This window comes from Mesorhizobium sp. f-mel (assembly GCF_053850215.1).
On sequence record NZ_JBSPTO010000011.1, the window covers coordinates 115,622 to 139,555 of the forward strand.

Consider the following 23,934-nt stretch of genomic DNA (forward strand, 5'->3'; position numbering starts at 1 on the left):
TCTGCCGGCGCCAGCAAACCCGCTCGGTGCCGGTTGCGCAAGCGCAGTCCAGGTATTTCACGTCAGGCCGGAACTCCATGTGGAGTTCAATTGTCGATCGTCGGCGCTGCCCCTCATTGCCCTGCCGGGCATTTCTCCCCGTAAACGGGGAGAAAGGGGCTGGCCGCAATGCCGGCGCCCTTCTTGCGAACGCTGGTGATTGGCGAAACCGTTCGCGAAGGCGGTTTTCTCCCCGTCACTATACGGGGAGAAATGCCCGGCAGGGCAATGAGGGGCGGCGCCAACGCCCGGGAGGGAAATTCAAACCTGAAGCGATTGCTCTGAAGAACGGCATTAACCAAATAGACGGCGCCATTGGGTTACGCTAGTTTCCCGTTCGTTTCAGCAACTGCCACCTTTCAGAACAGACCCATCTTGTCCAAACCGCGCCTCTTTCAGCTCATCTCAAGATTTGTCGCGGCGTTTGCGCTGCTGGGGCTCGTCGCCGGCTGCGCGACGACGCCGACTGAAACGATGCTGGCGGTGCCGGCGCCGGCGCAGAAATATGCGGCTATCGTCATCGATGGCAGCACCGGCAAGACGCTGTTCGAGGCCAACTCGACGGCGCCGCGCTATCCGGCGTCGCTGACCAAGATGATGACGCTCTACCTGCTGTTCGAGGCGCTGGATCAGGGCCGCGTCGGCAAGGCGACGCCGATCCCGGTGTCGGACAACGCCGCCAGGCAGCCGCCGACCAAGCTGCGCTTCAGGCGCGGCGAGACGATCGACGTCGAATCGGCGATCCGGGCGATCACCGTCAAATCTGCCAATGACGTGGCGGTGGCCGTCGCCGAATATCTCGGCGGCAGCGAAGCGGCGTTCGCCGCAATGATGACGGCCAAAGCGCGCCAGATCGGCATGCGCAGCACCGTCTTCCGCAACGCTTCGGGCCTGCCGGACGTCGCCCAACAGACGACGGCGCGCGACATGGCAGTGCTCGGCATGGCGCTGCGCGCCCGCTTCCCGCAGCATTTCCACTATTTCTCCGAAAGCGACTTCATGTTCCGGGGCAGGCTGGTGCGCGGCCACAACGACATGCTCGGCCGCGTCCGCGGCGTCAACGGCATCAAGACCGGTTATATCAGAGCCTCAGGCTTCAACATCGTCACCTCCTACGATGCCGACGGCCGCCGGCTCATCCTCGTGGTGATGGGCGCTGACAGCGCGCGCCAGCGCAACGACCACGTCGAGGCGCTGATCCAGCGCAACCTGTCGCCGGCGTCGAACACGACGACACGGCTGCTGTATGCCGGGGAGCAGTGAGGGCGGACGAAATGCCAGGGGCATTTCGAATGGCGAATTCCTGAGCCTGCGAGGCCGCGCAGCGATCGGATGCGGCGCGAACCGATAACCCAGAGGCGCCGAACAACTTTACGGCGCCTTGCCCGTTGAAGCCCGCCCCGGCTTCCGCTAAGAAGCCGTGGCTGGCCGGTTTACCGGCTGGTTCGTTTTCCGGATCGTCGATCCAGAAGGCACCCGTAGCTCAGCTGGATAGAGCGCTGCCCTCCGAAGGCAGAGGTCGCAGGTTCGAATCCTGCCGGGTGCGCCACTTTTATACTGTGAAAACAGTTGGTTAGCAAGACCTTCTTCCCGTGAAAAGAACTCAGAAACCAAGTCACGGAAGCACCACGGAAGCAGTCAGACGTGCGTTGGGTGTTAGCATTCAACCGATCTCCTTCGGGTGAGACACCCATCGGCGCCTAGACCTGAGGCGATGCGCTTCCACATTAGGAAGTGATTTCGTTGGCCAATTGGGGCGGTAGCGGTTAGTCCGGATTCCGGCCGGATTGGTCGTTTCCCCGCAAGATACTCGCATCGGGCCGGCATCTTGCGCCCGCGTGCGCGCCTACCCTCGCTCTTGCGAAGACCGACGGAAGTCAGCGAGAAGGTCTAACGCTTGAAAAACCGCAGACAACCGAGATGACGATAAGAAGACCATTCGTGCTTAAGACTGCGAATAGCTACTGCGCCTTGAAGTTGCGAAATATCTTCTCGAATGATCCGCGGAGGCGCGCCTCAAGATCGGGTGTCATTGGAGACAAACCAATCTCATATTCCTTGTTGTGGCGCGAGAAGAGTCGATCAACCGATCCACTATTTTGAGTGGATACGAAGAAGCGGCCGCTCGTATAGATGTCGTTGATTAATCCGAGAAAAGACCGGCCAAGATTTACTCCCAAGCTACTACTCAGATAGTATTTGCACTCAATTGCGATCAGAACCTTGCTTGATCGCGGATATACGCTCTCAGCGCGACATGTGTCGGCCTCGTCTTTGTAGACGACCGCAACGTCACACTCGTGGTTGACCTTCGATTTGCCCGATACATAGATGCCGATATGCGCCTCGAGACTCGGGCAGCTGGGAAAGTCGATTTGGGCATGGCAATAGTCATGCACAGTGGAAAAGATCGCGGAAGGAGAGGTTCGGAACCAGAAACTTGTGGCCGGCGCGCCAGTCCGGTTAAGGAGGCGGATCGTGGCTCCTTCGCGTCGCGCCGCCTCAAGCACAAGTGCCCAGACATAACACTCATAAAGGTCGTTGCCGGCGCAACTAGACGACAGGTTCGCACTGGCGGCGCTACCGAGCGCGGCCTCGATGTCGTCCCACATATCGGCTCGCATCAAGGGACCTCTACTCGGGCGCGGACGGCGCGTGGCTTGATGCCTGTCTCCTCGGAGAGCTCGGCAATGATGTTCGCAAGATCCTGGGTACGCACAGCCGCGTCTTCTGCGATGACAGCGTCGATCTGCCGTGTGTCCTCGATCTCACTTTGCGCGACGAGAAAAACGGTGACTGGGGCTGCCGCCTGGACGCCGCGTTCACCTGCAAATTGCTGAACGGTCTTGAGGAGCTTGCTTGCCATCATCTGCGGCGCGATGAAGGCTAAGCCAAGCGCCTCGAGAAGCAGATCAAGTTGCTCGATCTGACCGTAATCCTTCTTGCCTACGAACTCGCCGGTCGCGGTTGTTCGAGATCGCGGCACATCGGCAACTACGTCCAGCCCCGGACTGGTCCGGACCTTCAGCTTGCGGTCTACCGGCCGACCCGCCTCAATTTCGGCGTGCCATTGTGCGATGAGATCATCAATCGCGCGACGATCCCCTGGCGCAGCGTCTTTGGCCAGCGCCTTCAGAATTGTGGCAATCAGACTGCGCGCTTCATCTTCACTGATCGCCACCGTGCTCTGCTCCCACCTTGTGCGTAATGATCAAATGCCACCTGTTGGAGCGTGTGGCAAACATTCTGGCGCCCTGTCCCACTGAGCTCGACGTTAACTCGTGAACTATCGGCTCAGGACAGTTTCCATTGTGGCGGTCAACTTCTTCGCCAGTTCCTTCCGACCTTCGGCATTATTGTCGTAGACGATGTTCCGAATGTGCCTGAGGTCGAAAGGGATGTCGTCAAGTCTCTGCGTGATCAGGATCACCTCCTTGCCGAGTGCATGGGCAATGCCGGTCTCGTAGAAGACATTGGGGTTCCGGCCTGAAAGGTCGCAAACGACCACCCGTGAGCTATCAATCAAGTTGACGATATCCTGCATGACTGATCGATTTTCAAATATCTCGTCGGCCCGCTGGCAGTTCATCCGAAACGTTTTCGCGGCTTCCCGTATCGTGTCATAAACATCGGAAAAATCCTTGGCAAACGGCATCATAGCCGATACCAAGCGGTGATTGACGTTCGCGAAGTCAGTCAAGGCAAAAACGTTTGGCCGCGAGCGACGTGAGGCATACATTCGCAGGATCACGTGAAGCAAATCCTCGTCCTTGACGGCCCAGTGAGTGTGATGGAACTCAAAGTCGTCGTCGATGCCTAGCGCAGACCGGAGTTCGTAAAGAGCGAAGTTTGGCAAGGGGCCGATGTGACGGTCTAAACTGAAGTCGAAAGTCACACCTTTCGGCGTTATCTGGTGGCGTGTGATGCGACCGACGTAGGCTTCTTCGTCATGGATACCCTCCTGCATGAAAAGGCATGGCAGCTTCGCGAGATCGTCAAGTGCTAGATTGCCCTCCGGCTGGAACTGCTGTTTGAGACCGCCCGAAGTGTAGGCAAGAGCGCGTCCTTCAATCATGTTGGCGCGACCGGTTTTCCAGTCCGTGTTGCGGACGATCAGGTTAAACATGCTTCCACTACCGCGCGCTCAATACTCAATATTTTCAATCAGAAAGGATTCAGGGCAATCTCTGCGGGGCAGCTTATAACGCCGCTTGTTCTGCAAATCGAGACTTGAATTGACGATTGCAAGGCGCTGAATAGCCTGGTGGCGAGAGGAAGTGACATGGATAAGGGGATCTGGCGCGAAAAGTACGGCAAGAACGGTTTCGTCGCGTTCCCCTGCTCTAAGTGCGGTACTGGCAAACTTAGGCTTATCAAAGACTGTACTTTCGAGCAGTGGAAAAGCGAGGTGGGCACGGACCCTATGTACGCCGAAGGCAAGTTCGCATGCTTCCTGGAGTGCACCACTGGATATTGCAAAGCCGTTGCCGTCATGTCTGGGGTGGCAGTCTCTGTTTATGAGCCGTACATCGACCCGGATGGCGAACAGCAGATGGAGGACAACATCTACTTCCATCCGCGAAACATGCTCCCTGGAGCGCAGGTCATCGCGGTGGACAGCGCCTTCGGTTCGTCCGAAGACCTGCATCGCCCGTGACAATATGCGGAACTGCTCTTCCGGTGATGCCGCGAGATCGGAACCGGCGAGGATCACTCTCGTGGAGGGGCAAGTGCAGGACCTCGTCACTGTCGAGCCACACCCCGTGCAGACTGTACCCTTTGTCCAGGATCCGTGACAGCAACAGTCTGAGTGCCGGTCCGTAGTCCAGATTACGTGCACCCGGTACGCCCCGCGTGCCGCTCCGACTGTGATAGACGATATCGCCGCCGTCGAAATCGAGATGAGCATCGAGAGGTCTGCCTGCGTCGTCGAGTACATTTAGTCTCATCGAACGCTGCCCGATCGACTGCTTGTACCCTCGCTGCCTCGTGGGTCGATCAATCGACCTCGGTCAGTTCGCTGTCCCTCGAAATAGCGATGCATTCTTGTTGTCCCATTCGGCGCGGTTCATCAATGTTATCGGCGCACGCGGGCGGTAGGCAACTGCTGCAAGGCCTGAAGTCCATTCAAACCCACCGTCTTCGACTCGCTTGGGCGCGTCGGATTGGCAATGCATTTTTCTCTCGAGTATCACTCACGACCATGGTAACGTGCCCAAGGGGCGAAAGGTGACATGGGCGCGGATACAGCAGTCAGTCTCTTCAGTGGAATCGGTGGATTCGAGCTTGGGCTCGCGCATGCCGGCATCATCACGTCCCTCGTTTGCGACAAGGATCCTGTCGCCCGCGCAGTGCTCGCCACCCGCTTTCCAGACGCGGCGATGGCAGGTGATGTCGCCGACCTACGCGCACTTCCCGACTGCACTTATCTCGTCGGCGGGTGGCCATGCCAAGATCTTAGCCAGGCCGGGCGCATGGCGGGCATCGCCGGTCATCAATCCAGCCTTGTGTCGCACGTCTTTCGTCTGCTAGACGGCGCGGCGCGCAAGCCGCGCGTAATTCTGCTTGAAAACGTCGCCTTCGCACTATCGTTAAAGGGCGGCGAAGCCATCCGGCACGTGACCGAACAGCTTGCGGAACGTGGCTATCGCTGGGCATACCGGGTCCTGGATTCTCGTGAATTCGGCCTGCCGCATCGTCGGCGCCGCGTGTTTATCTGCGGCATGCTTGAGGGCGATCCCGCAGCAGTGCTGTTCGACGGTCTTGACCGCGAGAGCTCGCCGATGCTCAACCCAACGGACATCGGGTTCTACTGGACTGAAGGTAATCGCGGTGTCGGTTGGACTCCCGACGCTATCCCGCCATTGAAGGGGGGATCTGGCCTCCACATCCCATCGCCGCCAGCGATCTGGAAAGTCGACGCAGGTCATATCACCGTGCCCGGAATTGAAGACGCCGAACGCCTTCATGGCTTCACACCCGGCTGGACCGAACCCGCCCGCGATCCAAAACGTCACGATCGCGAGCGTTGGCGCCTGGTTGGCAACGCCGTCAGTGTCCCGGTCACACGTTGGATCGCCGAGCGGCTGACACTCGACTCCCCAGCCATACCGGGAATAGAGATGTTCACCGAGCGGACCCGTCACGTCGCTGCCCGTGGTGGTCCGAACGAGCCCACACTTTACGCTAGGGCGACCGGCGAGGGGCCGTCGGACGAACGCCGCACACCGATCGCGGCCTTCGGCTTAACCGGCGAGACACCCCTCTCTCGTCGAGCGGCTGAAGGCTTTCTTCGCCGCTACATGCGCAGCAATCTCAAGAAGAATCTGGCCTTCGCCAATGCGCTCGCCCGTCACTGCGAACTTGACGAGTTGCCCGGCGCCTGACGCTCGAATCCGCGCGTCTCGCGGTACCTCTGGAGCGCTTCGAGCAAAGAATCTACGAATGTCCGGGTCCGGCCGAGCTTCGCACCCAAATCGACCGTGTCGAACTGCGTGCCGACCGCCTCAAAACTGTCGAACCCGTGCGCCAGCGCATTACGCTGCTGCCGGATCACACTCAGATCGTCACCACCTAAGGTACCAAGTGGAGGTCGCCACTGAAGCTCCATACGCTCGACCGCTTTCAAGATGCGTCGGTTGTCGACATTCCCGACGAACGGCAAGCGTGCGGCGCGATCCTTCCAGCTGACGGTGCCCGGCACAAACCGGGCAAATTCACGCAGAACCGTGTCGTGCGACGACCCCTGCGCCAACTTGCGCTCGAAATGCGCGCGCACTATTTCCTCCTGCCAGAACGCCGCGAGTACGACGTAGCTGCAGTGGCTCGCCTCGATGTCGCATCGGATCGCAGCGAAGGCGTGCCGCACCGCATCCTCGACCGCATTGTACATCATGATGAAGGCCGCTGCCCTCGATGCTGCGACTACCGGTCGCGAATAGTTCTCGCCCAGCGGTCGCGCTTGATCGCTCAAGTTCCCCCAACGCTGATAGGTAGCTCGCGACCTCGTCCGATCGCTGCGTGAAGCGCGCGCGGAGGTCCATTCAGCGGCCGAGCAGCGAATCGCGCACGAACTCGATCCGCCCGAGAAGTTTCGGCGCGCTGTTGCTGGCGTCAGTGCGCACCAGCTGCTCGAACTGGCGCGACCGAAGCCATCCGGCAGGTGGGTCAACCAACATCGGCTGTTCTCTGAGTGCCAAGTTGCTGCCGACCGCCACCGCCTCGAACCGCACACGTGGCACGCGCTTGCCGCCGTCGGGCCGGTAGAAAGCACCTAAGAAATTGCCGCGTATGAACGACATTGTGCGCATGAACTCGGCGCGCATCCGCGCCAGCTGGGCGTCGTCGACCGAGCGATTCAGATCATTCATCGCTTCGTCGAGAAATCTCCGCACGTCGTGCCGAAACTCCATCCGCCGGTCCGAATACACAAAGAAGCGCGTCACCAACTCCTGCCGCTCGCTCTGAGCATCGACGCCCTTGGCCATGTGCGGGGTAAGCGCTTTGAACTCCGGCGACGCCGCGCATTCGATAACCAAGTCGAGGAACGGACCACGATAAACACCCTTGCGAATCTCCGCGTCCTCAAGGCGCTTGCCCGAAGTGTTCAACCGCCGAAAAAGCTCGATACGCGTGCTCTCGTCGGTCCCTTGGTCGAGCACGAACGAGCGAATGGGCGTGATGTTGAACCGCCGCTGCACCGACGGCGGCAGCTCCCCGAAGTGGAAGCCATTGAGCATGTCGAGTTTCTCAAGGCCTTCTAAACCGAACGCGTTCTTGGCGAAGCGCACCAGCGAGCGGATGCGCTGCGAGCCATCAACGATCTCCAGACGTCCGTCTACATCGTGCAGAAAGATGGGCGGCACCGGCACGCGCAGCAACAGACTCTCGATGAAATAAGCGCTCTGCTCGTCACTCCAGGCGAGACTGCGCTGATAGTCCGGTACGAAGATGTCGCCTTCGCCCTCGGCCGTGTCCCGAAACTTCGATAGCACCAGCTCCACCGAGAAGTCTGTCACGATGTAGCGCGCCTCACGCCGCACCGCCTCGACCCGCTCGGCGACGTCCTCCGGATCGGCAAGCGCGGTAAACAAGTCCGACACGATCATCCCCTCCCGATTGTCCCCATGCGCACGAATATAAACATGACACCGCGTCAGACAACCGCGCATCAGGGCCGTCGGCGGTTTACCGGCGCTACCGATCCCACGAGTTCTAGAATCGGCCCCTCAAAGGATCCATCCTTTACCTCGCATTCCCAGATCTCCACGACGCGCCAGCCTGCGGCTTCGAGTTGACATCGCTTTGCCGCGTCCCGAGCGACGTTGCGCGCGAACTTGTCCTGCCAGAACTGGGCGCGTGCGCGCGGCGCGGTCGCGAATCGGCAGCCCACGTGGCGATGCCAGAAGCATCCATGAACGAAGATCGCGAGGCGCCGACCTGGCAATACGACGTCGGGCGTGCCGGGTAGCCGGCGAACGTTGACGCGGTAGCGATATCCCGCGGCGAACAACGCACGCCTAACCGCCATTTCCGCCTGCGTGTCCGCGTGCCGTACCGCACGCATCATCCTGGTGCGAACCGGGTCGACTTTTGTCCCCTCAGTTTCATTTCGATCTGGTGACATTCGCGTGCGATCCTCTGTCCATCGGCTCCAAGTTCGGCCAGAATAACCATTCGGCGGGAACGGTCGAGGTACCATGGTGGGACCGCTCGCATGAGCTTGGGGATGTCGTGTGGTTCAGATTAATACTGACCCTGGTGCCAATTGGCGCAGCTGGTCCAAGGTCGAATGGAACGACGCGCTCGTCTGTGCGGTGTTCCGCCGTCGGCCCGCAGGCACCATCATACGACGGATCGACACGACTCAATCGTGGATGGCGCAGATCGCCGGGGCGAACGTGTCCCAGGGCGAGGCCGTGCGCGCTGCGTTCCTGTCCGTGTTCCGGGGATTTCATCTGTCCGCGCGTGCATTATTTAGTCCGGCCCGGCTCACCGGCGGATGGTCACCGACCAGCACTCACTTGCCCTTCTTCGCAGAACTCTACCTGAGCCTCATCGTCGCCAGCGCCGATGAGCGCACTGCGGACCTCGGTCGCTATCGCGAGCGGCTTGCCGAGCTGACGGGCATCGGGGCTGGCGCCTTAATCGGCCACGAACTCCCCGATCTGTGGCGCAAGGCTGCCCTCTGGTCGACATCGACCAGTGCCGTCGACGTCGCTCGCCTCGTCCTGCCCTCCCCAGGCAACGAGGCGATCATTGGCATCGCAAAACGTCTCGCCTTTCCAAGATACCTCGACCAACAACGGCTCGCGAGTCTAATCGCGCGTACCGGCCTTGACGACCGCGCGCCGGTGGCTGACTTGCTTGACGCGCTACGTGCCGAACTCGCGGGTTTCTCTGATCATTTCCAGGCCGAGTTCCGAGAGTTCCGCGACCGCTATCAGCGTGATCCACTCGACGCTGCCCGCACACCGTTCTGGCAAGCGCTCCAGGAGATCTCATGGGCGAGGGGCGATGTGTACACAGATGGCATGCTCGATCTCGAACTCGACCCATCAGACCCGCACGACGCCCGGCTGACGGTGCTGGCGACGGGCACCATCCCCACGCTCGATGACTGGATACGGCTCGACGATCCGTCGTTTGTGCCAGGCATGTGCGCTTTGGCCCGCGCCGACAATCGGGCAGGTCGGATCGTCGAGGCTCTGCAACGCGACGTGGTGGTCAATGGACCCACTGCAAAGCTCCAGGCGCGACGCCTGCGACTTGGACTTCGCACCGGCTTGCTCGCGTTCACGCGCCAAGATCTCGACCGCTGGACCTTGGCCGAGCGGCTCGCGACCGACGACGACACTTGGTTGCTCGCGCGGCACGACATCGCGCCGCGGTTGGGCGAGGCACTGCGCACACGCGCCGGACACCCGCTATACCTCGCATCATTGCCAGGCAGCCACGCGTGGAAGTTGTTCGGCCCCTTACCTGTCACGTACGCGACGCAGGCTCTGCTCGCTGGTCTTGCGGGCACGCGGCTGTTCGATGCGCGCATGCCGAGCGCCCGAATCGACCTATCCGGTTCCGTCATGCAGCCCGGCGGCGTTTACTTGCGTCGTCCGCTGCTGCCGTTCGCCCGCGTCGATCTTGCTGACAGCTGTACCTTCCACGCTATCGGCCCGGACGGAACTTCGCTGAGCGACGGGGCAATGGTCGACCGAGGAGAGGCTACCTTCGCCTTACCTGCCAGTATCGTGACACAAGATATCGCGCAGCTCCGAATCGACGCGCACGGGACCGAAGGACTGGTAGCTTCGAGGACGATCGAGGTCGTGGGGCGGTGCACCGCCGAGCGAACGGTGCCGCTGTCGCGACCTGAACATTGGCTCGTCGACGGCGATTCGGGCAATCTTGTCGCGCTCGCCCAACCGTCACCAGCTGTCCAGGTGCCGACACTTGCCGCACCTCCCTGCCTGCGCGTCGGATCAGACCCCGTTGCGCCCTCGCGTCAGATTCCCGCTGCCGACCTATCGTCGGATCTTGTCGAGATGCTCGCGGCGATCCTATCGCGCCGCCAGGTATTACCTGCGCGGCGCGCGCTCGAACTCATCCTCGACTGGCAGGGTGGATCGCCGTCCGAAGGGTGGGCGATCCTAGCCACCTTGGTCGAGAACCACTTGGTGCGCCTCGTTTCGCCGCGCCACTGGCGCGGTCTCGCGTTCGCTGCGATCGCGCCAGAGGGATGGCTCGTCGCCCGACCTAACGGTTGTCGGGCACGCATCATTGGCACTCTCGGTGAACTACAGCGCCTCCGCCTCGCCGATAAAGCAGCGCAACTAGGCGTCCCGGTCACTGTGCATATCGGAAACCATGCAGGCTCCGTTGGCGCCACGGAGTTCATCGCGCCCGATGCCGCGATCGCCGAGCAAATCCTTGCCTCGGTCGGCATTGCCGTGTGTCGAGCCGAGCCGCCCCGCCCGATCGCGCCCCTTGGCTATCTGCCGCTCCCCGTTGCTGACCCGCCGACGGGTTTCCGTTCGCGCTGGTGGGCGCGGGCCAACGGTACATTCGGCGACGATCGCGGTGACGATCTTGTTGCGCTTGAACTGCGCAGCTTCGACCGAAGGCGTGACCTGTTCGTGCTGACTACCCCAGAGCGCAGTTTTGTCACAGAGAGCCGCCGCTGGGCTCTTCTCGCCTGGGGAATTGCGTGCGACGGCAAAGTCGGAACAATTACCTCCGATGGTAGCATCTCCCTCTCACGCCCATATCTTGCCCTGCCGCCGTCGGTCGCCTGGACCGCATTAGTCCTTGGTGGCGGGATAGTGACGCGAGGCTTCGACGGGCAGCTTGTCTATGCCGCCGGCGGTACACGCGTGCTGGTCGACCAGCTAGAGGGTTGGTGTCAGGTCATCCCGTCGCGATCTGCCGGTCCGACCGATCTGGTGCGCGCACTCACTCGCGAACCGCGCCATACGGCCGTGGCGATCGCGCTCGGCCATCACGCTTTGTCCTTGACGGACAGGCGGCGATCCGCAGGCTGGCAATATGAGAGGGAGTAGCATGGCCGGCCACGATCGAGTACTCGCGTGCGTAGAGCACGTTAACAAAGGCAACCGTGGATTTTCGCCTGAGTTCGTACGGCTTGCGCCGGTCGCGCAGTGGGACGATGGCTGGGTGCCGGTTGTGGACGCGCGCGAGGCTTTTCCGGGCGAAGGGCTGATCTACTGGCCGCGTCCTAAGGGCCATCGGTTCGAGGTCGGGCAAGCGTGGATCGTCGAGGTTGAAATACGCGGGTCCGGCGCAGATCACTATTGGGTTCGGCCCGGACCCAGGGTGACCCGCCCGTGGGAAGCCGTCGTCGTGCCAGGCGCCGATGATATCGTCGCCCTTCGCCGCGCGCTTGCCTCCGACTGTTTCCCGCTCTCGCCGTCTCCCGCCGGCCTCGCGCTTGTAGGTCTCCCTACTCAAGACGCGTTGTGGCTCGCGCCTTTCAACGCTATCCGAAACCCGCGCGGCCATGAATACGGTTTTGGAACCGGTTGGTCTCGCCTGCTGCAAATTGATCCGAGCGGCTTTTTCGACATTCAGCTGGGCGGGATCGATCGTCGATTGCTTGATCCCACGAGTCACTCCGCAGATCCAGCGGGGACGTTCGTCATCCAATCCGATGAACAGTTGGTGGCGGGTGCCGCGCGGCGCCTGAAGCGTTGGGATAAAGACGCGTTTGCAGCGCTCGGAACGACGCAGGCCGTGGTCGAGGCCCATGCTACCCTGCTCGCTCGCGTCGTCGACCAAGACACCGCCGACCAAGATTCCGCTCGTGACGAAGCGCTGGTCGCGTTGCTCGCAACCGACACCCTCGCGGCACACACGGCGCAAGGTCTTGCTGAAACTATCGCGCTTCACCCCGTCGTCGCCGCTGACATAGAGGCGCGTGTCGTCGTGGGGATTGCCGAGCGCCGGGCAGAACTCGACGCCGAGTTCGAGATTCGGCGACGCGAACTCGAAGCTGGGTCATCCGCAATACTCGCCGCCGAGGAAGCCCGCCTCGCGACCCTCGGCCAAGAGCGCAATCTGCTTGAAGAAGCGATTGCGACCCTTGAGGCCGAACTCAGAAGCGCCGTCGATCGCCAAATCGCAGGCGGTATTCCAGGCCTTGCCGACAGTCTCGTCGCTCGGATGCTGTTCCACACTGACTCGACGGTGCCGCGCGCCGTGCGTGGGGTTGGGGCCAAGTCTCCCGACGCGTCTGAGGCGGCCGTTACGCCGCTGACCAGCACCAAAGCCCTGCGCGCGGCCGTCATGGCCCGAGCTGCATACGACCGTGTCGACGGTCTGCTCGCGGTGGTCGCCGCCGGGCTGCTGCTCGGGCGCCGAACGCTCATGCTGGACGGCAGCACCGCTGCGGCGCTCGGCGGCAGCGTCGCCAAGACATTGGTGGGTCCGACCGTGCTCAACGTGGCGATGTCACCTACCGTCTTCGCCATGGGCGATCTCCTCGCGCTCCCCGTCACCATGGCCGGACAGGCGATGCCGCTCGGCGCGGCCCTGACCCACGCTGCCGAGCGCGAAGAGCCGGTCGCTCTCGTCCTCCACGGCGCGAATCGCGCGCCCCTCGAAGGCGCATTCGGCGATCTGCTCGATGTGATCGATTTGCATGGTGGTCGCCTTATGGCCTGGCGAGACTCCGCCGGGCACGATGCGGTCGCGCGTCTCGACGGGCGATTGCTGATCATCGCCACGCTGGCGCGCGGACCGACTGCGTTCGCGATCCCGCATGGTCTCGCCGCACGCATTCCGCTGCTCGATGCCGATCGCATGCTGTACACCGACGACGAAAGAGTAGCCGAAGCGCCGAAGACGACGCGAATCACATCGGCATTGTTCGACGACCTCGCCGCTTCGGCCGCTCCGGCCGACGAGACTGAGCGCTGGCGTACCTTGCTGCCGTCGGCTGACCGCACCGCTGTCCTGGCCCGCTATCTCGCCATCACAGCCGAGATCCTACCAGCTTCCCTAGGTATCACCGAGACCTTCGCGGCCTTGTCTCTCGGCCGCGGAGAGTTCGATCCGGCTGGTGTGGCCGCGCTGGGGGGAGCGTGGCCCGAGGGGTTCGACGCAGCTTACCATCATCGCCGCCTCGCGGCATTGTTCGACAAGGGGCACGGATGTTGAGCGACCCGTTGAGCCGCTTCGAGCGGATCCGTGATCTTTATCTGACATATCTTGAGACCGCGTTCCGTATCGGCGCTGAGCCCGTGCAGGTCGCGCGGCGGCGGCTGCTCGAAGATACAGACGCGTTGTGCACCGATCCGCTTGTCGAGCCGCAACCGCGCTATCGCCGCAGCGGCGTGCGGATCGACCAGCTGACCGGTTCGGCCGGCGCGAGCTGGATGCCCGATCTCGATGACGGGGCACGCGACGCGTTCGTGCGGGTCGCGATGGCTGGTCTGCTGCCGACCACGGTGGATTCAGAAACCGGCAGGACCGTTGGGCGCTTCGAGCTCTTTACTCACCAATTGCGTATGCTCCGGCGCGGTATCGTTTCAGGCACACCTGGCATCGTGACGTCGGGCACCGGCTCGGGGAAGACCGAAGCGTTCTTGCTTCCGATCATTGCGGCGATCGTCAATGAAGCTCGCCATTGGCCTGCCAGCCCGCAGTTAGCAGGCTGGCAACCGTGGTGGAGTGCCGGCGGCGCACCCGACTGGGCGACTCTTCGCGCGACCGGTGCTCCAAGTGACCTGGTCACCTTCGCGCGGGATGCCGAGGCGTCCGGCCGTCCAAAGGCGGTTCGAGCGCTGATTCTCTATCCGATGAACGCTCTAGTCGAGGACCAGATGGTTCGACTACGCCGCGCCCTCGACAGTGATTCAGTGCACGCAGCCATGGACTCCGTGCTAGGCGGTAACCGCATCTTCTTCGGACGCTACACCAGCGCGACCCCCGTCACTGGCTGGCTTCGTCACCCTCGCGTGACCGGCCGGCGCGAACGGTCCCGTGTCGAACGCAAGGTCCACGAACTCTATTTATCCAGCCGCGAGGCCGAGGAGACCTGGGCTGCCGCGCATGCCGAAGTGGCGCGACAGCGCGAAGCGGGCGAAGACGTCGACGAACTCCTACCGTTCAACTTTCCACGCCCTGCCGGCGCCGAGATGATGTCTCGGTGGGACATGCAACGCCATGCCCCCGACCTGCTCATCACCAACACTAGCATGTTATCGACGATGCTTGCCCGCGAACTCGACGAGCCGATCTGGCGCGACACCCGTGCTTGGCTGACCAGCGACGACAACGCCTATTTCTACCTTGTCCTCGACGAGCTTCATCTGCAGCGCGGCACAGCCGGCACGGAGGTCGCGTTCCTCTTAAAGGCCTTGACCCGGCGTCTCGGCCTCGACGACCCTCGCCACCGGCACAAGCTGCGTGTTCTTGCGTCGAGCGCATCGCTGCCGACTGAAGGCGCGCTACGCGAGACAAGCATTTCCTATCTGTGGGACATGTTCGGGACCGGCGGGTTAGGTGTAGCGGGCCATCGAGAAGACTGGGCCGAGGCGATCGTCCCTGGTGAGACCGAGCCGCTTGAACCTCTCGGCGATGGACCGCTCGATGCGGGCCGCGTCGCGCGGTCAATCGACGCCGCGCTGAACGGGGTCGATGCGTCTCAACCGCCTGCCGTAGGGCCGGCGTGGTTGACGCTGTGCAGCGCGCTCTGCATCCCGCCAGGCGACACGCCGATCGTCGCGGCCGTCGTGCGCGCTGGAGAAATAATCGAGCATGGTTGCCTCGATGGCGAAGTGACGCGCGCAACAGGTCTCGCCGACATTGCCGCAGCACTGTTCGGCAATATGCCTGATAGCGTGCGCGCCGTTCACGCGCTCGTCCGGCTAAGGGCGATATCGGAACATTGGAACGAGTGGTTCGGGCAAGGTTTCCCAGGCTCCGCGCCGAGTTTTCGGCTCCACCTGTTCCTCCGCGCATTGGAAGGCCTGTTCGCTGCACCGATCCTCGCAACGGAGGATAGCGTCGAAGCGCGCCGCACCGCATTGTTCGAGGACATTACCGTTGAGCGTGGCCTACGTTTAGGAACGCGCCAGGTCGACGGCCGCCGGCCGCGTTACCTAGAACTACTTTACTGCGAAGGGTGCGGCGTACTGCTATTCGGCGGTGTCCGCGGCCGGTCGCCCGATGGAACAGGTGCGATCGAGTTGCTGCCCCACGATCCGGATCCTGAAGCATTGCCGGAACGCGCTAAAGCGCAGCAGTTCGAAGCGCTGTCCCACGACGATTTCGCCGTGTTCCTGCCCTGGGTTGATCGGTTCGCACCGATCTCGAACGAACGTCCTGGCTCCGCCGCGGCGCACGGAGATTGGGTCGCGGCCGACCTCGACCCGTTCACCGGTTCAGTACGCCGACTCGCGCCCGGTGCGTCGGCGACAGGGGTCGCAGGCTATCTCTATGTGTTTGGTGCTGGCACGGACCGTTGGAACCGTGATAGTGCGCACGTGGGCACTGCGGTGCCGTGTCAATGCCCGGCCTGTGAGGAAAGCTATCACACGCGGCCTGTGACCATGCGTACCTCTCCACTTCGAAACTTCCGTGTCGGTTTCGCCAAGACTACGCAGTTGCTCGCCAGTGAATTGCTCGCCTCGCTTAAGGAGGACGACAGCGGCAGCCGCCTGGTCAGCTTCGCCGACTCGCGGCAGGATGCCGCTGGTGCCGCGCTCGACATCGAGCGGCGGCATCATGAGGATGTCCGACGTGAGGTGCTCGTCGATGAGATCGCACGCTTCGCGCGCGAACGTCCGACCCGCGCAGCCCTCACGGCCGAGCTCGCCGACATCGATCGACATATCCGCGCAGACCTCGATCAGGCCGAAGCCGATGGGCTTCTAGCCCGGCGACCAATCGTGCGCGCCCTGCTCGCCGCCGGCAACGACGATTCGGTCGCGATGGTCGACATCATCGATCTCGTCGAAACAAGCGAACTCGTGGTCAAGCCGGCACTTGCTCGACTGGTCACGCTTGGCGTCCACCCGACCGACCCTGCCGGGGTCGCTCCGATCGACGCCGCCGGCGCGTCCTTCGCCTGGGAGCAATTGTTCGAGATCGAGGATGGCGGCCAGGTTTGCTGGAATACAGATCACGCCTTTGCCGCGGAGCTTCAGGCCGCGCGTGTCCATGTCGTCTCCGACCTGCGCAAACTTGTCAACCAGACCGTGTTCAATCGCAGCTATTTCGCGCTTGAGGAAGCAGGGCTGGGCTATCCATGCCTGGCGCTTACCGGCCGCACGCGCGAAGCTGTCGCGCCGGACGACGCCATGCTGCGCGTCGTCGCCGACAATTACCGCTACGAGCCGACTGAATGGGGTGCCAATACCGCCAGACCCTGGGGGGGCTGGGGTGACCTGCCGGACAACGCACGGCTGCGCCGCTTCGCCGATGCCGCGTTCGGGGACGACGCGCCGACCCGGGTGAACGCGTTTCTGGAAACGATGCGTAACCAGGGCCACCGCGACGGCATGATTCAGGCGATCGCCCTGCGAGTCCACCCGATCGGGGCAGGCCATCCCTATTGGCGCTGTGACAACTGCGGCCGCGTGCATCTCCACCGCGGCGCCGAGCGTTGCACGCGCTGTCGGCGAAGCTTGCCAGCTGAAGCCTCTGGCACCGCCGCCGAACTTCGTTCGCGCAACTATCTCGCTAAGAGGGTCGAAGGCGGCGTCGGCGGGATCCGCCTGCGGTCCGAGGAACTGACCGGAATGACCGCTGACCCGTCGGCCCGCCTGCGGCGGTTCAAGGGCATACTGGTGCGTGACACCGACGACATTCTGCCCGCCGGCGAGGTCATGAGCGCGCCGACCAGACCATCACTTGAACGCGCCGCCCGGATCGTTGACCTCCTCTCGGTCACCACCACAATGGAAGTAGGCGTCGACATCGGCGACCTGCGCGCCGTTTTCCAAGCTAACATGCCCCCGCAACGCTTCAATTATCAGCAGCGCGTCGGCCGCGCTGGACGCCGCGGGCAGGCGTTCTCGACGGTGCTCACCGTCTGTCGCAGCCGTAGTCACGATCTTCACTACTATCGTAATCCTCGCCAGATCACCGGTGATCCGCCACCGCCGCCCTTCCTAACCAAGGGATTGGTGCTCATAGCGCAGCGCATGGTCCGCAAAACTTGGCTGCTCGAAGCGTTCCGCGACCTGCGCGACCGCGTTCCCGTCGGCACACCCTGGCCGGCCGATCGGTCGCGTCCGGACTCGCACGGCGAATTTATGCCGGTGTCGGATTATCTGAATGGGGATTGGCGGGCGCGTATCGCCGAAGCTCTCGATCGCACCCGACCAGCCGCCGAAGCCTATGCAAACTGGTGCGCGGTCGATTCTAGCCTGGAAATCGCCGATCTCCTTAACGGCATCGACCGCGAGACGATCCTAGTCGGTCTGGACCATGCCGCCGGCGACGAACTCGCCGCGCGCGGGCTCGCTGAAGCACTCGCTGAGGTCGGGCTGTTCCCGATGTTCGGCATGCCGACCCGCATCCGTAACCTCCATACGAGGCTCATCTACTTGCGTGACGAGCAGCAGGTCGTCGCGCGGACAATCGACCGTGACCTTGAGGTCGCAATCCAGGAGTTCGCGCCTGGCCACGAGTTGGTCGAGGACAAGCGCGTCCATCGCGCGATCGGGTTCACCGGCGACCTGCTGGCGGGTCATGTCCGAAACGGGATCGCTCGAATGCGCCCCTCCGGCGCCGCTCTCTCCGCTCCTCTTCGCCTTGTCCAATGTCCAGTTTGCACGGCCTGGACGAACCTCGGCACTTCGACCGATCCGGCAATCGAATGCACCGCATGTCTCGCGATCGTGCCGACAGACACCGCACGCCCGGCCTACGTTCCGGCCGGATTCACCACTGAGTTCGCTCCGCGCAGTCAGCGCGACACGGACACAACCTCGACCCGGGCCAACAAAACCTCGATGGCCGAGGCCCGTCCGTTCGCCATGACCGCAGTCCCCGCAAGTAATCTTGAAATCCAGTTCGATGCCCAAGCACGCGTCTATCGCCTAAATCGCGGCGAATGGAACGGCACACAATGGCTCGGGTTCAATGCCATGCCACTCGAACTCGACCTCCCGGTCACGGAACTGCGCCGTCCCTCGGGGGGTGCGCGTCACCGCGCGAGGACCTATGTCCAATCGGTCTTGGTCGATCCCAACCACCTACCGACCAAAACACGCTTCGCCGCCATGGCTGGCCAGACCCCGATCCAGGACTTCTACCTCGCCGCGCCGCGAGTGACCGACGCGCTGGTGCTGGCTCCCGCTGACGTGCATCCTGCGCTCGCGTTGCTAGGAGGCATCCCAGGTCCTGGCAGCATCTCGCCGACCACCATCGGATTTCGTGCCGGCGCGTTGTCAGCGACATTCATGCTGGTCTACGCCGCCGCGGTCCGCCTCGATGTCGCGCCCGAGGAGTTCGAGGTACTCGAACCACGCGTCGTCGCAACGCCCGATGGACGCACTCGGCCGGTACTTCACATGTGCGACATGCTTATGAACGGCTCGGGGCTGTGCGCCCGGCTCGTGAGCGAACCGGCGGCACCGCTTGTCTTGCATCTGGTGCGTGAGATCCTCGCCGGCACTGGGGGCGGACCGCTAGCGGGCCTACGCCGCCACGATCATGCGGGATCTTGCGACCAGTCATGCTATCGTTGCCTGTCACGCTACGGGAATCAAGCTTACCACGGCCTTCTCGACTGGCGGCTCGGCCTTGATGTGCTTGGATTGTTCGATGTGCCCGGCTTCGCGGTCGGGCTCGATGGACGCTTCAATACGCCTGGACTTGTCGACTGGCCGGAGCTTGCCGGCCGGTATGCGCGCGACGTGTCTGAACTGCTCGGCGGCGCCGAGCGCCGGACCATTGCCGACTTGGAGGTGATTCGCGTCGCGCCTGATCGATGGTTGGTCGTGATACACCCCTTCTGGGATTGGGAACGGCTGTTGGTCGATCGCCCAGCTCTCTCAGCCTTTGGTGACGCGAACGGTCGGTTGATCCCGGCTACGACCTTCGATCTTGCTCGGCGTCTCGTCTCGACGGTCGAACTCGCGCGTCGCTGACACGCATGGTGCTCGCACGCACGCGGCCGTTCCAACCCTCGCGCCTCGCGTTGGTCGCGCGATGCGCTTTGCGATACGTAAAGGAGACCGAGCCCTCTGCCGAACGGTTCTTGCCGCCGGATCTACGCACGCTGTTCGGCCGCGCGGTACACGACATTATCGAGCAGGGCGTCGCTGCAGACGGCGACGTCCGAACCGCGCTCATCGATCACGTCATGCACGCGCTTCAGGCACTCGACGCTCCACTGCCTCGCTGGGCGATACGGCACGGTCTCCCACCATCGAATATAGTCCAGCCTTCCGCACTTGCTGGATGGGTGCGATTCGCGAGGTTAAGCCGGAGCGACGCGGGTGGCCATGGGGATGGTGGCACAGCACGCGCGCCCGCGATGTTCGGTCGTGAGATTCTGCTCGACGATCCGCGTCACGACCTCGCCGGTCGAGCCGACCGCGTCGACAATGGCGGCGTGAAGACCGTCGTCACCGACTTCAAGACCGGTGGACTTCGACTGGAAGTCGGGGGCGATCACCGCGTCCAACTGCTGGCCTACGGGCTGCTGGTCGCCGAACGAGACAAGCGATCGGTCGAGCTTGTCGCGATTTCTCCGACCGAGACGAACACGTTGGTGTTTGACGCCGCCGCGCGCGCCGAAATAGAGTCAATATTACTGGCGGCACGAGACCGCTTGCCACGCGGTGTCGAGTTGAAGCCCGAGACTCTCGCTACGCCGGGCAAGATTTGTCTGGGCTGCCGTTACCGGCTCACATGTCCGGTATATCCAGCCTGGGCAGAGCGCCATTGGCGCGATCCGACCATGAGGACACCGTTCGATGTCTGGGGTCAGGTACTTCGGGTCGAGTTGCGGAATGACCTAGCTGCGCTCGTGGTTGTCGCGCCCGACGGATCGCTTGCGCGCGTGAAAGGTGTGCCATTCGAACCTGCTGTAGAACCGCCTCGGCCTGGTATGCCGGTGCGCCTCTTGAGCCTTGTGTCGAGCGAGCGAGGAGGGGGAGGCGGCCGACCCGTGAATTTTGTGGCCGTTGACCTCGGCCGCCTGGCCGGATCGGCATGGGGGGTGTGGGTCGATCTCCGGTCATTTGGTGATCCCAGCCCTGTATTTGAACCTATTCGCCGATAGCGAAGGTGGACAGGCAACGAACAGACGCCTGCTGCATATACGCAAACCTGACGACCAATCCCACACAAGGTGTTGCGCAGTTGCATTATCACGATATCTGAGTGCCGGTATCCCCAACGGCTGCCGCCAGGAATTTCCGCATAGCATCCTTACGCATGCTGTGGTCGAGCGCATAATTTGCGCGCTCGAACTGAATCCCATCAAGCAAGGCCTGAATGTAGCTGGCGACTGTATCGCCTGCCATTACGAGCGCTGTGTCTACAGTATGAATATAACGGCTCGTGATCGTTCCGCGAGAGTGGCCCACCAAAGCAGCTATCGTCGACTCGGTGAAGCCGAGATCGTTTGCCACGCTCGCGAAGCTGTGACGAAGCACATGGGGTGTAACGCTTTCAAGCGGCGTGTCTTTGAAGAGCTTTTCCCACAGCTTTGGGAACCCGACTAATGGCTTCCCGTCCTCCGTACCAGGAAACACAAAATCAGCCTCATCGCCGGATAATAGTGGCTCGAGCAACTCGACCACGGGCAGGCCGATAGCCCGGGTCGACGCACCTTCCTTGGAGTCCTCAAGCCTGATGCAACTGCGCTGAACATCGATCTCGCCCATTCTCAGATTGATGATCTCGCCTCGTCGACATCCTGTCATAGCGAGGGTCCGAACCATTTTCGTGGCCGTTGAAAACTGCGGGTCGAAAGCGGCGTCCGCGAGAATCTTGCCCAACGCACGATACTCACGCTCGGTCAGACGACGGTCTCGAACGCGATCTTTTGGTTTGCGAAAGCCATGAACCGGATTCTTTTCGATGATCCCTTCCCGCATGGCGTACGTGAATATCCCGCCGAGAAGACCTATGCCGCGCGACCCTGTGCCGATGCCTCCGCGAACGATCGCTCGCCCTCGCTTCTTCGTCTTGATATCTGCTCGGGTCTTGCCGTTGGCAACGTCGCGCAGAAATTTGGCAATGTCTGCAGGCGTGATCTCGGTCACTCTCCGGTTCCCGAGAAGCGGAAGGATGTGACGTTTGATACCGCTACGGTCGATCTCTATGGTCGACGGTTTCTTAGGGCGGCCGCCTTTGTCTTGCACAAGTCCAACTTCACAATCAGCTAATACCGAGTGCAGAGTTCTTTGATGGTGATCGTTTTGGCGTCGAGAAGTTTCGTCTCCGCAGGGTTGTCGCCTTGCGCGATCCGACCGATCAATATGCGCGCCTGTTTTCGAGCCGCTTCTGGAGCCCAGATCCCATGGGGACCGATAGTGAATCGGCGGGTCCGACCTTTAGCCCGATACTGAACGAGATAGCTGCGCTTACCGGTTGAAAACACGCGCAGCCCGAACCCAGGTAACTCATCATCCCAAAGGAAGTAGTCCGACTTTTCCGCCCCCGCTTGATCCACGGTTCGTTTGTTCAGCTTAGCCATCGCACACCTCAGGGCTCTGTCGAAGTGATCCCGCGGAAGCACCACGGAAGCACCCGGACGGAAACTCCGGCCTGCGGTAGGATACTGGCTTCGGTCTTCGGATCGACAAAAAGTAAGTCGTCGTAGTAGCTTAGCGAACGATATCGTATGAAAGCAAGCTATTGAAAAGACTGGCTAAATCGTCCTCCGAAGGCAGAGGTCACAGGTCGAATCCTGTCGGGTGCGCCAACTTGCAACTCTGCCGATCCTCCGATTTCAGCCTCGCAATGCCGAACCTCGAATCCAGTCTTGCCCGCCCCTGACGGCCGCCTTCTCAGCTGTGGTCTGGAACCCAATCGGCTTCGGATTATTTGTCTGTGTGTAGATCTTGAAGGGAGACCCCATTGTCCGCACCTGACGAAATGGATGTCGTTCTCGAAAAGCTGCCTTTGCGGATCGGCGCCTACGTACCCGACGACTTGCTGGAAGACTGGTTTGCGCCGGGAACGGGCATGAACCCGGTCAGCCCGGCAGCGCTGGCGGCTGCCAAGACTTACGGATGGCGCTTCGAATGCGAGTTCAAGCACTATCCCGAACGGATGGAGGGCGTGTTCTGGAAGTGGGTGCCGGCGATCTGATCCGCGCAATTGCCATCGGCCCCTCGGCTCTTCAGTGATCGAGGTTGCCGCGAGATCGCTCCCCCTGATCGCCTTAGCCGCCGCCTATCGGCGTCGTCACCTTTCCGGTTCCGCCGCATTCGGGGCAAGTGCGGCCGTCGATCATGCCTGTCCCGGCGCAGCGGTGACACATGTGCTCGCCGGCCCCGGGAATGCCTGCCGCGTCGGCATAGGGTGCCCCAAATTGCTCGGGATTGCCTTGCAGTTTGCTTCGCACCCGGGCGGCGGTCTCATCGACTCCAATCGACGTGCTGCTGTCATCAGGTTCGCCGGATTGGCCTATGGTTTCGTTGCGCGGCCGGTCGTTTGTGCCTGTGGTTATCTTTGATTTCTGAGCCATTGCAGTACTCTTTGCAAATTGCAGGTGCAGCTCTCAGCTCCTGCGGTTCGAACGCCTCGGCTCCGCAGAGGTTCCGGCTGGCAAATGTTCGCCGGCGGGGCCGGACGGAAGGGGCGACAGCCAAGCGCATCCAAGCTGAAATGGCGCGCGATCGGGGACGCGCTCAAGCAGGACGGGAATTCCCCTTCAATGGCGCGGCGCCGCTTTTGCGCCAGCGCTACGACAGCCGCTCCGATCGGACTTTCACATCATCGCTCAGCTGCCGCACGATCCCGGCGGTCTTGCGGATATCCGCTTCGTCGAGAGCCACGCCCATGGTCGAGGCGATCGCCATGAGCTGGGCATTCAGCTCACTGTGGCGCGCGTCGCCTTTGCGCGTCAGCTGCACAAGCTTCGAGCGCCGGTGCTTCGGATTGTCGATGAATTCGACGAGCCCCTCGGCCGCAAGCTCATCCGCCAGCCGCTGCATGCGCTGACGGCTGGTGGGCCGCATCCGGGCGATCTGCGGCACGGTGAGCGGGCCGAGCAGCGCGAGGCTTCGCATGAAGCCGAACGCACCGCCGCCCCAACTGGTGATAAGCCCTGTCTTCTGGCCGAGAGCCCGTATTCTGAAGAAGCACTGGGCCACTTCGAGCATCAGCTCGGCGATCGCCTCGGCCTTGCCGCCAACGATGGGGTCCGCCCCCGTCGTTCGGTCAGTCCCGTGTCGTGCCGGCGCCATC

General features: G+C 62.3%; 16 protein-coding genes, 1 tRNA gene and 1 pseudogene. 9 read left to right on the top strand and 9 right to left on the bottom strand.

Annotated elements, in window-relative coordinates; all coding sequences use genetic code 11:
* Positions 1-414: 414 nt before the first annotated feature.
* Positions 415-1,302 (top strand): D-alanyl-D-alanine carboxypeptidase family protein, encoded by an 888-nt coding sequence (locus ACWUKX_RS16200; RefSeq protein WP_456007895.1) that lies wholly within the window; start codon positions 415-417, stop codon positions 1,300-1,302.
* A 209-nt stretch (positions 1,303-1,511) separates the two neighbouring features.
* Positions 1,512-1,588, top strand: a tRNA-Arg gene (locus ACWUKX_RS16205).
* Positions 1,589-2,000: 412 nt separating this feature from the next.
* Here the strand turns inward: ACWUKX_RS16205 and ACWUKX_RS16210 are convergent.
* The 3 genes from ACWUKX_RS16210 to ACWUKX_RS16220 all read right to left on the bottom strand — a co-directional run bounded on the left by ACWUKX_RS16210 (position 2,001) and on the right by ACWUKX_RS16220 (position 4,165).
* Positions 2,001-2,651, bottom strand: coding sequence for a hypothetical protein (locus tag ACWUKX_RS16210; RefSeq protein ID WP_456007896.1), 651 nt, complete (start codon positions 2,649-2,651; stop codon positions 2,001-2,003).
* A gap of 11 nt (positions 2,652-2,662) precedes the next feature.
* Positions 2,663-3,220 (bottom strand): hypothetical protein, encoded by a 558-nt coding sequence (locus ACWUKX_RS16215; RefSeq protein ID WP_456007897.1) that lies wholly within the window; start codon positions 3,218-3,220, stop codon positions 2,663-2,665.
* A 105-nt stretch (positions 3,221-3,325) separates the two neighbouring features.
* Entirely contained in the window at positions 3,326-4,165 is an 840-nt protein-coding gene (locus tag ACWUKX_RS16220) for a hypothetical protein (RefSeq protein ID WP_456007898.1), read from the bottom strand.
* Positions 4,166-4,321: 156 nt separating this feature from the next.
* Here ACWUKX_RS16220 and ACWUKX_RS16225 point away from each other — a divergent pair, with 156 nt between their 5' ends.
* Positions 4,322-4,696, top strand: a complete 375-nt coding sequence (locus ACWUKX_RS16225; RefSeq protein WP_456007899.1) for a hypothetical protein — start codon at positions 4,322-4,324, stop codon at positions 4,694-4,696.
* A gap of 577 nt (positions 4,697-5,273) precedes the next feature.
* Positions 5,274-6,425: a DNA cytosine methyltransferase gene (locus tag ACWUKX_RS16230; RefSeq protein WP_456007900.1), complete on the top strand. Its 1,152-nt coding sequence runs from the start codon at positions 5,274-5,276 to the stop codon at positions 6,423-6,425.
* Here ACWUKX_RS16230 and ACWUKX_RS16235 read toward each other — a convergent pair.
* From ACWUKX_RS16235 to ACWUKX_RS16245, 3 genes are all read right to left on the bottom strand, one after another.
* A complete protein-coding gene (locus tag ACWUKX_RS16235; protein WP_456007901.1) occupies positions 6,392-6,934 on the bottom strand; it encodes a hypothetical protein in 543 nt (180 codons plus the stop codon). The genes ACWUKX_RS16230 and ACWUKX_RS16235 overlap by 34 nt on opposite strands.
* Before the next feature lie 148 nt (positions 6,935-7,082).
* On the bottom strand, positions 7,083-8,147 hold the full coding sequence (locus ACWUKX_RS16240; protein WP_456007902.1) for a DUF262 domain-containing protein: 1,065 nt from the start codon (positions 8,145-8,147) through the stop codon (positions 7,083-7,085).
* Positions 8,148-8,209: 62 nt separating this feature from the next.
* Positions 8,210-8,740: a very short patch repair endonuclease gene (locus ACWUKX_RS16245; protein ID WP_456007903.1), complete on the bottom strand. Its 531-nt coding sequence runs from the start codon at positions 8,738-8,740 to the stop codon at positions 8,210-8,212.
* 34 nt (positions 8,741-8,774) lie between these two features.
* Here ACWUKX_RS16245 and ACWUKX_RS16250 point away from each other — a divergent pair, with 34 nt between their 5' ends.
* The 4 genes from ACWUKX_RS16250 to ACWUKX_RS16265 are packed head-to-tail and all read left to right on the top strand — an operon-like array spanning position 8,775 to position 20,794.
* Positions 8,775-11,594 carry a hypothetical protein gene (locus tag ACWUKX_RS16250; RefSeq protein WP_456007904.1) on the top strand — a complete coding sequence of 940 codons (2,820 nt, stop codon included), beginning with the start codon at positions 8,775-8,777 and terminating at the stop codon, positions 11,592-11,594.
* Position 11,595: 1 nt separating this feature from the next.
* Positions 11,596-13,710, top strand: a complete 2,115-nt coding sequence (locus ACWUKX_RS16255; protein WP_456007905.1) for a hypothetical protein — start codon at positions 11,596-11,598, stop codon at positions 13,708-13,710.
* An 8-nt stretch (positions 13,711-13,718) separates the two neighbouring features.
* A complete protein-coding gene (locus ACWUKX_RS16260) occupies positions 13,719-19,655 on the top strand; it encodes a DEAD/DEAH box helicase (RefSeq protein WP_456007906.1) in 5,937 nt (1,978 codons plus the stop codon).
* 5 nt (positions 19,656-19,660) lie between these two features.
* Positions 19,661-20,794, top strand: a complete 1,134-nt coding sequence (locus tag ACWUKX_RS16265; RefSeq protein ID WP_456007907.1) for a PD-(D/E)XK nuclease family protein — start codon at positions 19,661-19,663, stop codon at positions 20,792-20,794.
* 88 nt (positions 20,795-20,882) lie between these two features.
* On the opposite strand, the pseudogene ACWUKX_RS16270 reads toward ACWUKX_RS16265, so the two are convergent.
* Positions 20,883-22,216 (bottom strand): annotated as a pseudogene (locus ACWUKX_RS16270) (tyrosine-type recombinase/integrase).
* 383 nt (positions 22,217-22,599) lie between these two features.
* On the opposite strand from ACWUKX_RS16270, the gene ACWUKX_RS16275 reads away from it, so the two are divergent.
* A complete protein-coding gene (locus ACWUKX_RS16275; protein WP_287072072.1) occupies positions 22,600-22,833 on the top strand; it encodes a hypothetical protein in 234 nt (77 codons plus the stop codon).
* A 73-nt stretch (positions 22,834-22,906) separates the two neighbouring features.
* Here ACWUKX_RS16275 and ACWUKX_RS16280 read toward each other — a convergent pair whose 3' ends face one another.
* Together ACWUKX_RS16280 and ACWUKX_RS16285 are read right to left on the bottom strand one after the other, a co-directional pair.
* Complete coding sequence (locus ACWUKX_RS16280; protein ID WP_456007908.1) at positions 22,907-23,212, bottom strand: hypothetical protein; 306 nt, start codon at positions 23,210-23,212, stop codon at positions 22,907-22,909.
* Between the two features lie 217 nt (positions 23,213-23,429).
* The gene (locus ACWUKX_RS16285; RefSeq protein WP_456007909.1) at positions 23,430-23,933 is read right to left on the bottom strand and encodes a MarR family winged helix-turn-helix transcriptional regulator; all 504 of its coding nucleotides are present in this window, start codon (positions 23,931-23,933) and stop codon (positions 23,430-23,432) included.
* Position 23,934 lies beyond the last annotated feature (1 nt).